The 14,027-nt window shown below is 56.0% G+C and carries 2 protein-coding genes; both read left to right on the top strand.

The genetic code is table 11. The features are described 5' to 3' along the window. Window positions 1-400: 400 nt before the first annotated feature. Window positions 401-4,444, top strand: a complete 4,044-nt coding sequence (locus tag ACO08I_RS28850; RefSeq protein WP_421947918.1) for a hybrid sensor histidine kinase/response regulator transcription factor — start codon at window positions 401-403, stop codon at window positions 4,442-4,444. Between the two features lie 273 nt (window positions 4,445-4,717). Then, complete coding sequence (locus ACO08I_RS28845; RefSeq protein ID WP_421947917.1) at window positions 4,718-13,894, top strand: choice-of-anchor Q domain-containing protein; 9,177 nt, start codon at window positions 4,718-4,720, stop codon at window positions 13,892-13,894. The last annotated feature ends 133 nt before the right edge of the window (window positions 13,895-14,027 follow it).

Here is a 14,027-nt window from a genome sequence, read left to right as displayed (position 1 = left end):
GGAACAAGCTTATAAGCCTTTAACAAAATTCTTCATCAATCCCGAATGCTGGCCCAGGCTGGCATTCGGGATTTTTTTGCTCAAAACGCTTCCCTGACAAAAACCTGCCCTTTACTGAAAATAAACATGCCTTTACTTATTTCTAAGCGGCTTTTATCAAGCTTTGGCCTTATTTTAGTTGCCCGTATATTATAAAACTAAACAACACTAAGGTTTAAAACAGCAGTTAAGCGGAACTCAGCATTACCAGTATGTTTTTTCATGCTGCCTTTTCTGAGGCTCAGCTTGCAGGACTGTGAGCTATGTAAGGGGGCAGTAAATTGCCAAGTCTAAAAATGGACCAAACTCCCCGGGCGGACTACCTCATTCTGCTTAGATTAAACTTGGAAGATATGGAGTCATGAAACCAGTTGTCATCTTGTTTTTTTCGTTACTGGCTCCTCTTCTCCTTTGGAGTCAGCAATCAAAAATAACATCTCTGCTGTCGGTCAATGAAGGGCTTTCACAAGGGATGATTTTTGATGTCCATCAAACCCGGGATGGATTCATTTGGATCGCGACCAAAGATGGGCTGAACCGCTACGACGGCTACCGGTTTGAGGTATTCACCAATGATTCCTTCGACCCTTTTTCAATCGTTTCCAATGAGGTATGGAGCATTTACGAAGACCAACGGGGCTGGCTTTGGCTGGCTTCTCCCGGTGGGCTTGATGTCTACCTGCCAAATACCGGGCGTTTTTTTCACCTCCTGCCTGACTTGCCCGGTACAAATGGTGACATGGTTTCCTTCGCTGAGCTGCCGGACGGCACAATTTGGCTGACCGTCAATGGGAAGTGCTGGAAGATTGAAGGGGCAACAGAAGGGCTTAAAATGGCGGCCGAAGCCGAGCGGGCATTCCCTGCCCTTCAGATCACAGAGATCAAATTAGCCGATGTACTGTTCAGTTCTGTTTTGCTGACCCAAAAAGGGAACGTATTGCTCGGCTCCAATCAGGGGCTTTTTCAAGTTAGCAAAACCGATAGCGTGCCGTACCCAATAGCCCTGGCCGGACGACCGGTAAACGTATTTGGGCAAGACCAGCAAGGGCATGTCTGGATTGAGGCCATAGCCCCGGACTTAACCGGGCTTTACCTCAGGGAGGATTGCGGCGGTTTATGGCTTTGGGAGGAGGAACACGCAAGCCTGCGTACCATTCCCTGCTTCCCGTACGGCCGGCACAAATTCGGGCCGGAGGGCGCACTGTGGACCTGGGCATCCATGGATATTACATTTACCAAATGGAAGCCCGGGGCCTTCATTAACGGAGAGTCTCCGGACTTGACGGTAACTTGCGATCAAGATATCATTAAAAATGAGGCCTTTCATATTCGAACCGTTGATTTTGACCGCTCCGGATTAGTCTGGCTGGGGACGAATGGTTTCGGCGTTTTGAAAATGGTTACTGCTCCGCGGAAATTCACCAGCTATCTGGAGGGTACGACCCAACGGGTGATTACGGAAGACCCACAGGGCCATTTGTTTGCCATGGGGTTCCGGCAAACCGCTTACCGTTCCGTTCAGTTGGACAAGGCTTTTCCCAACCCCTGGGCAACTCCTTTCGACCCCATCGACGACCGCTCCGTCACCGTTTTTGATAAACAGGGCAATGCCTGGGTCAATAGCAACCGGGACAGTCTCTTCCGCATTGATGCCAGAACGAAGTCGAAGCAGTACTTTCCCTGGAAAGGGCTCGGGCTGATCTGCACCAAGGATGGGAAACTCCTTTCCGTACACCAAGAAGGCTTGCTTCAACTCGACCCGGCCACAGCGCAAAGCCGGCTGATCCTCTTTGACACCCTCCCGGCATCCCAATTAGCCTTTCGCTACTCGCATTTTTTGTACGAAGACCCCACAGGCACCATTTGGATATTCGCCTTCAAAGGCTTGATTGAAGCCAGGCCTAAAGAGCATAGCTATCAATACCATTACTACAGAAACGACCCTGCCCATTTTGGCTCGCTCTCCGAAGACTATGTGCTCAGTGTGGCAGCTGACCCTTTGGAGCCGACCCGTTATCTTTGGGTAGGCACGAAGGGAGGAGGGCTCAACCGCCTTGACCGGGCAAATGGCACCTTCCGGCATTTCAAGACCCAACAAGGCCTGCCGGATAACGTCGTCTATGGTGTTTTGCCGGATGATCACGGACACCTTTGGCTGAGTACAAACCGGGGCCTTTGCCGTTTTCATACCCGGAAAGAAACTACCCGTAATTTTACTGCAGCAGATGGGCTGCAAAGCAACGAATTCAACCAGTCGAGCTATCTGCGCACCCGAAGCGGCCATCTAATCTTTGGCGGCGTCAATGGGCTGACGGTCTTTTACCCGGACAGCCTGCAATTCAATGAGTACCAACCTGCCACAGCGATTACCCGGGTCTGGGTCAACAATGAGTTGGCAAGCTACAGAGCCGGGGCCAGGCAGAAAAAAAGCGCCCCTTTGCTGGAAGCGACCAATCAGGGGCAGCTTTACCTCAACCTGACCCACCGGCAGAACCTGCTTTCTGTAGAATTTGCCGCCCTTGAATACTCCAACCCGGCACAAAATCACTATCGCTACCAACTAATACGCAACAACAGTTTTGGCCAGGGCGAAACAAGCGCCTGGGTGGATTTGGGTTCCAACAACAGCGTACAGTTGGCCAACCTCCGGCCGGGCCATTATCAGTTCAGGGTACTGGGTAGCAATAATGACGGCACCTGGAGCAATCAGCCCGATTTGCTTTCCTTCACCATCCGCCCGCCATGGTGGGCAACATGGTGGGCTTACCTGGCTTATATCCTGCTAACGGCATTGGCTGTGGGCCTGGTCTACCGGATACAGTTACGGCAACGCTTGCAAGTGCAGGAAGCCTTCAGGCTCAAAGAACTGGATCAGTTCAAAAACCGGTTTTTTGTCAACATCACCCATGAGTTCCGCACTCCGCTAACGGTCATCCTTGGGTTATCCAAGCAACTCAAGACCAGCAAAACACCTTTGTCAGCCCGGGAGTCTACCCATAAAATTGACCTGATCCAAAGAAACGGAGAAAACCTGCTCCGCCTGATCAACCAATTGCTCGACCTGGCCAAGCTGGAATCCGGTAACCTGAAACTCAACTATATTCAGGGCGACGTCGTCCCTTATCTGCGTTATGTTGCGGAAAGCCTGCACTCCCTGGCTGCTGTGCGTGGCGTTTCCCTTCAGATCGATTACCCAGGTGATCCGATTGTGATGGACTATGACCCTGAGCGATTACAGCAAATCGTTCACAACCTGCTGTCCAATGCCATTAAGTTCACCCCCGCTGATGGCCAGGTCGTACTGCAAACCCAGGTGGAAAAGAGGGTAGGGCAACCGTCTTCACAACTACTGCTGCTGGTACGGGATACGGGCGTTGGGATTGCGCCGGAAAACCTGCCTCACATTTTCGACCGCTTTCATCAGGCAACCCATCTGGAAAAAGCCTTTACCGGTGGTACCGGCATCGGCCTGGCCTTAACCCGGGAGCTGGTTCATGCCATGGGCGGGGCAATCAAGGTGAGCAGCCAGGTTGGGAAGGGCACGGCATTCAGGGTACACCTTCCCATACGACAGCTCGCAGCCCCGGCTCAAGCTTCCCCGCCTGAGCCGCCCACCATTTCAACAGATACCAGCGCAAGCCCTTCTTCTGGAAAAGGCCAACGTCAGCTGCCCCAGCTTTTGATTATTGAGGACAACCCCGATGTGGTACAATACCTGACTTCCTGCCTTAAGGAATCTTTTGAGCTGAGCTTCGCCTACAACGGAGCAGATGGCATAAACCTGGCTTACGAGAAAATCCCCGACCTGATCATCAGCGATGTGATGATGCCGGAAAAAGATGGCTTTGAAGTATGTGCGGCCCTGAAAGAAGACGAGCGCACCAGCCATATCCCCATCGTATTACTGACCGCACGTGCCGGTGTGGAAGACCGCATTGCCGGTTTGCGGCGCGGCGCGGATGCTTATCTGACCAAGCCCTTCCACGAAGAAGAGCTGCTAATTACGCTGAACAACCTGCTTAAACTAAGGCAGAAACTGCAAGCCAAATACGCTGCCTTTCCGGACATACCACCGCAAGAAACCAAAGAGGAAACCGAAGGGGCCTTTCTCCAAAAAATACACACCCTCGTCCTGGAGCACCTTTCCGATTCCAATTTTTCGGTGGAAGACCTCTGCCGGATGATCGCCATGAGCCAGCCCCAGCTTCATCGAAAGCTAACGGCATTGACCGGGAAAAACGCTACACTCTTTATCCGTTCCGTCCGCCTGGCCAGGGGCAAAGCACTCTTGCAAGAGGAGAATATGACCGTAAGTGAAGTCGCCTACGCCGTAGGGTTCACCGACCCGAAATATTTCAGCCGGGTGTTCTCCAATGAGTTTGGCCTGCCGCCCAGTAAAATTTAACATTTTTCGCACCTCTGTAAACAAACACCTTACATATTTTAATTTTAATAATGAATGGAGAGTCCACCATTCAGAATGGAAAATGGGAATCCGCTGCCACTGATTACCGCATCTTCGTGACAGTGCTTTTTTCCTGAAAATACAGCCTCGGAGTGCCTCTTTGGCCTGGGAGCCTGTTCTGCAACACTCAGGAAAAGCACGGCGCAACGGCCCCCTGCCTTTGACGATAAAGCGGCGGCCGTTGTTTGAAAATTTGTCAAAATCACAAGCACAATGACTATGCTGTTTTTCTCCGCCCCTTTCAAGCCCGCCCTCCTTTTTCGGGCAGGCCTGCTGTCCATATTCTTCTGCTGGGCCCTCCACCTCCCCGCCCTCGCCCAACTCGGCGGGCCCGACCTGCAAATCATGGAAACCCTGCGCGACGACTACGGCTGGGACGTCGCCCTCGGCTGGGGCAGCGGCAACCCCTGCCCGGTGGCTGCCCCCGACTGGCCGGGCGTGATCTGCAATAACGGCCGGGTCAGTGAAATCCAGGTCTCCTGCGGCGCCAACAAACTCACCACCGACTTCCCGGCGGAACTGAACCAGCTGACCGAGTTGATCACCCTGCAGATAAGAGGCTGCTGGACCGACCCCAACAATCCCGCCACCGCCAAAGACCTCACCAACCTCTCGAAGCTCAACATCCTGCGCCTGGATGCAAATCCCGGCCTTACCGGTACCTTGCAGGATTTACTGGGCAATAGCATGACCAGTTTTCCCAATTTCGGGGTGTTAGAGATTTCCAACAGCGGCATAGGCGGTATTATTCCGCCCGATATGCCGGGTAATGTCGTTCGATTTATCAATCAGACCCGGGTGGGGGGGACGCTTCCGAATAATGTGCCAAATGTTTTTAGATATATTGGCAATCAATTAGAGGGGGTGTTACCGCCCAATTGGGTTAGTGCCACGCCAAGTGGTGAGAGAAAAATCGACTACAACAAATTTGACGTGGTCAACACCCCGTCCGGCGATGTAGATAATGCCCAGCCCGGCTGGCGCAACACCCAAACCGTACCGCCCACCAACGTACAGGTAACGCCGGGCGCCGCCAACGAAGCCACCCTCAACTGGACGCCCATCGGCTACACCTGGGACGGTGGCTACTATGAGGTGCTGGCTTCCCCAACCCCCGGCGGTCCCTACACTTCCTACGGCACCACCGAAAGCACCGGCGGCAAAACAGCCACCGGCCTCAACGTGACGGGCCTGCCCGGCGGCACCAATTACTTCGTGGTGCGCACCTTCACCCCGGCACACACGGCCGATTCCTTAGAGGTTTATCAGGCATATAATGATCCTTCCTCCCTGCCATTCCAGCCACAATTGTCGCCCGCCCCGCGACCATCATTCCAGGATACCCTTAACTACCATAGAGCTTTTCGGGACAACCCCCACGACCTGACGAGCGTGAACAGTGCGGAGGTGAGTGCCTTCATCTGCCCGGGCAACATCCTCTACGTCAACGACGATGCCGATGGCAACGACAACGGCTCCTCCTGGGCCGATGCCTTCAACGACCTGCAGGAGGCTCTGGCCCTGACCGCTTCCTGCCCGGATGTAACGGAAATCTGGGTGGCGGAAGGCACCTACAAGCCTACCTCCGGTACCGACCGCAATATTTCTTTTTCCATGCAAAACGGCGTAGCCATCTACGGTGGCTTCCCCAATACCGGCAACCCCACTTTTGCGGACCGGGACTGGGCAGCATACGAGACCATCCTAAGCGGCGATATCGGCACGCCGGGCGATAATAGCGACAACAGCATTCACCTATTCAACAACAGCAACCTCGATGGCACCGCCGTCCTCGACGGCTTCACCCTGAGCGGCGGCAGGGCCAATGGCTTTTCTATCCCAACCCAGGAGGGCGGGGCCATGGTCAACCAGCAATCCAGCCCGACCATTAACAATTGTACGTTCATCAACAATTTCGCCACACGCAACGGTGCTGCCGTCATGAACGTGACCGACTGCTCGCCGGTGTTCACCAATTGCCTGTTCATAGGCAACACCAACGGGGGCAATGGCGATGGGGTGATTTTTGACTTTAACGGCGGGGGCAGCCTGCTCATCAACTGCACCATCAGCGGCAATATTACCCGTTCCGCAGTGTTGAGAAATTTTGCAAATGTCAACACCCAGGTGCAAAACTGTATCCTGTGGGGCAATAGCAACAATAACTTATTTGGCGACTTCACCATCAGCCACTCCATCGTGCAGGGGGGCTTCAGTGCTTGTTCCAACTGCCCCGGCGGCAACGGGAATGTTGACCCCTTGTTCGTTGACGCCGCCAATGGAAACCTGCGCCTGCAGGAATGCTCCCCAGCCATTGATGCGGCAGATAATGCGGCTAATCCCAGTTTGCTCGACCTTGATGGCAATCCCAGGGTGTTCAATGCTGCGGGCACGGCCACTATTGACGTAGGCGCTTATGAATACCCAGCCAGCTTTGACTTCACATTATCTTGTACCATCATTTACGTTAAGGCTAATGCAAGTGGCAACAACGATGGCTCTTCATGGGCGAATGCCTTTAATGACCTGCAGGATGCCTTTGCGCTGGCCAGTGCCGATCCCATTTACACGGAAATCTGGGTGGCGGAAGGCACCTACAAGCCCACGAGCGGGACCGACCGTAATGCCAGCTTTTCAATGCGGAACAACTTGGCTATTTACGGCGGCTTCTCCGGAACACCGGGACAGGAAGGCGACTTTAGCGTCCGGGACTGGGCGGCGCACGAGACCATCCTAAGCGGCGATATCGGCACGCCGGGCGATAATAGCGACAACAGCATTCACCTATTCAACAACAGCAACCTCGATGGCACGGCCGTACTCGACGGCTTCACCCTGAGCGGCGGCAGGGCCAATGGCCCATCTATCCCAACCCAGGAGGGCGGGGCCATGGTCAACCAGCAATCCAGCCCGACCATCAACAATTGTACGTTCATCAACAATTTCGCCACCCGCAACGGTGCTGCCGTCATGAACGTGACCGATTGCTCACCTGTGTTCACCAACTGCCTGTTCATAGGCAACACCAATGGGGGCAACGGCGATGGCGTTGTCTTTGACTTTAACGGCGGGGGAAGCCTGCTCATCAACTGCACCATCAGCGGCAATAGTACACGCAACGCAGTGTTTGGCAATTTTGCAAATGTCAACACCCAGCTGCAAAACTGTATCCTGTGGGGCAATAGCGACAACCGCCTTTCGGGCGACTTCACGGTCAGCCACTCCATCGTACAGGGGGGCTTCAGTGCTTGTTCCAACTGCCCCGGCGGCAACGGGAATGTTGACCCCTTGTTCGTTGACGCCGCCAATGGAAACCTGCGCCTGCAGGAAGGTTCCCCGGCTATTGATGCGGGGGATAATACGGCTATACCTGTCGGTGTCACCACGGATATCACTGGGGCGGATCGCATACAAAACACTACTGTAGACATTGGTGCGTATGAGTTTGAGGTGCTACCATTTGACTGTCCGGACATTATGGCCTATATCGGTGATTCATGTGATGATGGCAATCCTAGTACTGTGAACGATGCCATAGATGAAAACTGCAGTTGTACGGGGGAGATTTGCCCTCCCGGCGGCGAAGTCTGGACGGCCCGCATGGCAGCAGAAGAGAATCAATGGCATTCAGTAACTTATGGCAATGGCTTGTTTGTAGCGGTTTCAGATGATGGCACCAACCGCGTGATGACGAGCCCCGATGGCATTACCTGGACGCCTCGCTCGGCAGCAGAACAGAATGGATGGCGCTCTGTAACTTACGGCAATGGTTTGTTTGTCGCGGTGGCTGAAAGTGGCACCAACCGCGTGATGACGAGCCCCGATGGCATCACCTGGACAGCCCGCATGGCAGCAGAACAGAATTTATGGCTTTCTGTAACCTATGGCAATGGCTTATTTGTAGCGGTGGCTTTTGATGGCACCAATCGCGTAATGACCAGCCCCGATGGCATCACCTGGACAGCCCGCATGGCAGCAGAACAAAATTCATGGGTTTCTGCAACCTACGGCAATGGTTTGTTTGTCGCGGTGGCTGCAAGTGGCACCAACCGCATAATGACGAGCCCCGATGGCATCACCTGGACAGCCCGAACCGCCGCAGAAGATAATTCATGGTGGTCGGTAGCCTATGGCAATGGCCTGTTTGTAGCTGTGTCATGGGATGGCACCAACCGCGTGATGACAAGCCCCGATGGTATCAACTGGACAGCCCGCATGGCAGCAGAGCAAAATTCATGGTTTTCTGCAACCTACGGCAATGGCCTGTTCGTGGCCGTGGCAAATAGTGGCACCAACCGCGTGATGACAAGCCCCGATGGCATCAACTGGACAGCCCGAACCGCCGCAGAAGATAATTCATGGTGGTCGGTAGCCTACGGCAATGGACAGTTTGTAGCTGTGTCATTGGATGGCACCAACCGCGTGATGACGAGCCCCGGTGGTGTAGTGCCATCCATCAGCATCACCGCAACCCCCGGCAGTAGTATCAACATAGGTGAAGAAGTCACTTTCACCAGCATATCGGTGAATGGTGGAGATACGCCTACCTTCCAATGGAAAATAAATGGCAATCCGGTAGGTGACAATAGCCCAGCCTTCACAAGCACTACCCTGGAGGACAGCGATGTCGTCACCGTAGAGATGACGAGCAGTGACCTCTGCGCCAATCCGGCTATGGCTACGAGCAATGAGATTGTGATGGAGGTGACTAATCCATGCCCTCCCGGCGGCGTGACCTGGACTGCGCGTTCAGCATCAGCAAATAACGGCTGGAATTCGGTAGCCTACGGTAATGGGCTGTTTGTGGCCGTGGCAAGTAGTGGCGCCAACAGCGTGATGACCAGCCCTGATGGGATCAACTGGACGGCACGCTCAGCGGCAGCAAACACTGTGTGGCTGTCGGTAACCTATGGCAATGGCCTGTTTGTAGCGGTAGGCAGTGGCGCTATCAATGTGATGATCAGCCCCGATGGGATCAACTGGACCGCCCAAAGTGGGCCAGAACTCAATGGATGGCAATCAGTGACTTACGGTAATGGCCTGTTCGTGGCCGTGGCAACTGCTGGCGCTAACCGCGTGATGACCAGCCCTGATGGGATCAACTGGACGGCCCGTGCAGCAGCAAACAACAATTCATGGTTCTCAGTAACCTACGGCAATGGCCTGTTTGTGGCCGTGGCAGTTAATGGTGCTAACCGCGTGATGACCAGCCCCGATGGCATCAACTGGACTGCCCGCGCAGCGGCAGGAAACAATCAATGGTTCTCAGTAACCTACGGCAATGGCCTGTTCGTCGCCGTAGCAGTTAATGGCGCTAACCGCGTGATGACGAGCCCTGATGGGATCAACTGGACGGCCCGTGCAGCAATAGAAAACAATCTATGGTTCTCAGTAACCTATGGCAATGTCCTGTTCGTGGCCGTGGCAGGTGATGGCGCTAACCGCGTGATGACCAGCCCCGATGGCATCAACTGGACGGCCCGCGCAGCGGCAGAAAACAATCAATGGTTGTCAGTAACCTACGGCAATGGCCTGTTTGTGGCCGTGACAAATGGTGGTACCAACCGGGTGATGACCAGCCCCCGTGGTGCAGCGCCGGATGCCCCGACAGGCACCCTGGCGATCACCAACAACGTCTGCACCAACTGCATGCTCAGCGATGGCAGTATCGCTCTCGGTACGGTCAGCGGCAGTGACGGTACCCTCGAGTACTCCACCGATAACGGCGATACCTGGAGCAGCACACTGCCCACCTACAATCAGACCGGCCCTGCGCAGACCATCTTGGCCAGTGTATTGGCCGCCAATGGCTGCCGCAGCAACAGCACACAAGTAGGTATTACAGCACCCGACGAATGCGTACCTGATGCACCTACTGGCACCCTGTCCATCACCAACAGCACTTGCACTGACTGTAGCCTTTCCGGCGGTAGCATCGCCATAGGCACGGTCAGCAGCACGGGCGGCACGCTGGAATACAGCACCGATAACGGCGCAAGCTGGAGCAGCACACTGCCGGAATACAATCAGGACGGCCCGGCACAGACCATACTCGCTAGTGTGCTGGCCGCCAACGGCTGCCGAAGCAACAGCACGCAAGTAGGCATAACCGCACCGGGCGAGTGCATCACGCCCGCCGCGCCCACGGGCGACTTAGCCATTACCAACAGCACTTGCAACGATTGTAGCCTCAGCGGCGGCAGCATCGCCATAGGCACGGTCAGTGGCACGGGCGGCACGCTGGAATACAGCACCGACAACGGCGCAAGCTGGAGCAGCACACTGCCGGAATACGATCAGGACGGCCCGGCACAGGCCATCATCGCCTCCGTGCTCAGTGCCAACGGCTGCCGAAGCAACAGCACGCAAGTAGGCATAACCGCACCGGGCGAGTGCATCACGCCCGCCGCGCCCACGGGCGACTTAGCCATTACCAACAGCACTTGCAACGATTGTAGCCTCAGCGGCGGCAGCATCGCCATAGGCACGGTCAGTGGCACGGGCGGCACGCTGGAATACAGCACCGATAACGGCGCAAGCTGGAGCAGCACACTGCCGGAATACAATCAGGATGGCCCGGCACAGACCATACTCGCTAGTGTGCTGGCCGCCAACGGCTGCCGAAGCAACAGCACGCAAGTAGGCATAACCGCACCGGGCGAGTGCATCACGCCCGCCGCGCCCACGGGCGACTTAGCCATTACCAACAGCACTTGCAACGATTGTAGCCTCAGCGGCGGCAGCATCGCCATAGGCACGGTCAGTGGCACGGGCGGCACGCTGGAATACAGCACCGACAACGGCGCAAGCTGGAGCAGCACATTGCCGGAATACAATCAGGATGGCCCGGCACAGACCATACTCGCTAGTGTGCTGGCCGCCAACGGCTGCCGAAGCAACAGCACGCAAGTAGGCATAACCGCACCGGGCGAGTGCATCACGCCCGCCGCGCCCACGGGCGACTTAGCCATTACCAACAGCACTTGCAACGATTGTAGCCTCAGCGGCGGCAGCATCGCCATAGGCACGGTCAGTGGCACGGGCGGCACGCTGGAATACAGCACCGACAACGGCGCAAGCTGGAGCAGCACATTGCCGGAATACAATCAGGATGGCCCGGCACAGACCATACTCGCTAGTGTGCTGGCCGCCAACGGCTGCCGAAGCAACAGCACGCAAGTAGGCATAACCGCACCGGGCGAGTGCATCACGCCCGCCGCGCCCACGGGCGACTTAGCCATTACCAACAGCACTTGCAACGATTGTAGCCTCAGCGGCGGCAGCATCGCCATAGGCACGGTCAGTGGCACGGGCGGCACGCTGGAATACAGCACCGACAACGGCGCAAGCTGGAGCAGCACATTGCCGGAATACAATCAGGATGGCCCGGCACAGACCATACTCGCTAGTGTGCTGGCCGCCAACGGCTGCCGAAGCAACAGCACGCAAGTAGGCATAACCGCACCGGGCGAGTGCATCACGCCCGCCGCGCCCACGGGCGACTTAGCCATCACCAACAGCACTTGCACTGACTGTAGCCTTTCCGGCGGTAGCATCGCCATAGGCACGGTCAGCAGCACGGGCGGCACGCTGGAATACAGCACCGATAACGGCGCAAGCTGGAGCAGCACACTGCCGGAATACAATCAGGATGGCCCGGCACAGACCATACTCGCTAGTGTGCTGGCCGCCAACGGCTGCCGAAGCAACAGCACGCAAGTAGGCGTGACCGCACCGGGCGAGTGCATCACGCCCGCCGCGCCCACAGGCGACTTAGCCATTACCAACAGCACTTGCAACGATTGTAGCCTCAGCGGCGGCAGCATCGCCATAGGCACGGTCAGTGGCACGGGCGGCACTTTGGAGTACAGCACCGATAACGGCGCAAGCTGGAGCAGCACACTGCCGGAATACGATCAGGACGGCCCGGCACAGACCATCATCGCCTCCGTGCTCAGTGCCAACGGCTGCCGAAGCAACAGTATACAGGTGGGAGAAACAATGCCTGGCACCTGCGCAACGGTTGTTGCCAGTTGTCAAAATCAAACGGTCAGTCTCGAAATAAACGGAACCGGCAGCTTGCCAGCCTCAGCCCTTAACAATGCATCCTCTGGATGCAGTACCCTATCCTTTGAGGTGGACAATGCCTCTATCCTGAATTTCAACTGTACGAATCTCGGAGCCAGTACAGTCACCCTTACGGCTTCTGATGTGATCGGGAACACTTCGACCTGTTCAGCCACTATTACAGTTGAAGATAATGTGCCTCCCACTGCCATCTGCCTTAACACCACCGTCAACCTGGAGCCAAACGGAACATATGCGCTAAAGCCAACCGATGTTTATAATGCGGGGGCCAGCAGTGATAATTGTGGGATTACCGCTGTAAGCTTTCCTCCCGTTTCCTTTACCTGTGATCAGGCCGGGGCAGCCTTCGCCATCACTGTGACGGTGGAAGATTTCAGTGGGAATACAGACCAATGTATAGCTATGGTCAGCGTGGAAGCCGGCACCGCCCTGCCCGCCGGCTGGGCCGCCAGCGATATCGGCAGCCAGGGCGCCGGCAGCAGCTATGACTACGACCCCTGCGCCAGCAATAACCCTAACCGGGGCGACTTCACTGTATCCACCGGCGCCTACAATCTCATCCCCAACAACAGCGACAACCTCGCCTTCATCGGGCGCGAGCTGTGCAATAACGGCGGCATTCAGGCCCGCATCGAGGATGTCAGCGGAGGGTACGCCGGGCTCATGATACGCGAAAGCAGCGCTCCGGGCGCTAAAATGGTCGCCGTGTATTCCAACCTCACCAGCCTGCTGAGGCGGGAAATCCGCACTACCGACAACGGGCCGAGGGCTTCCAATACCTCTTTCGCACCCTTCCCCTACTGGCTAAGGCTCGTGCGGCAGAACGACTACATCCGGGCTTTCTACCGCACCTCGGACAACGGCAGCTGGACCCTCTTCCATCAGGCTTACCTGCCGATGCAGCCCTGCGTGGAAATGGGGCTGGCCGTCTTCACCACTGACCCGAACGGGCAGGCACAGGCTACCTTCAGCCAGGTGCAGTGGCAGTCCAACGTGGGTGGCAACAGCCTGGCCCTCTTCAATGATGGCGCCGCAGCAGCACAGCCGGAAGAACGGGAGGCCAGCGTCTTCCCCAACCCGGCACGAGACGCCTTCACCCTCGCCTTTTCCAAAGCGCCAGAAAGCGGGGGTATAGCCATATTGCGCAATCAGATGGGACAGGCTCTGGAGCAGCGCCAACTGCTGCCGGGCGAGGCCGCTACGGATTGGGACATAAGCCGCCTGCCGGGCGGGCTGTACCTTTTGGAGGTGCGCCAGGGAGGGTGGCCGCCACAGGTGCTGCGGGTGGTGAAAGCCAACTAGCATAGCACCTCTTTTACTTTACAGTATTCTGAGAATTGCCCGGGGTTTACGCGCCGGGCAATTCTCTTTTTTTAGCCTCTGTACCGGCTATCTATGTTTGTCCGGCTTATCAATCTATCCGATGAAGTATTGC

Origin of the sequence: Phaeodactylibacter xiamenensis, from assembly GCF_965229835.1 — a bacterium.
In the GTDB taxonomy this organism is placed as follows: domain Bacteria; phylum Bacteroidota; class Bacteroidia; order Chitinophagales; family Saprospiraceae; genus Phaeodactylibacter; species Phaeodactylibacter xiamenensis.
This window is presented reverse-complemented; position numbering and strand designations above follow the sequence as displayed.

Bases quoted from the DNA above. Each gene is read 5' to 3' on its own strand.
- ACO08I_RS28850 (WP_421947918.1), top strand. From the start codon at position 401: ATGAAACCAGTTGTCATCTTGTTTTTTTCGTTACTGGCTCCTCTTCTC.
- ACO08I_RS28845 (WP_421947917.1), top strand. From the start codon at position 4,718: ATGACTATGCTGTTTTTCTCCGCCCCTTTCAAGCCCGCCCTCCTTTTT.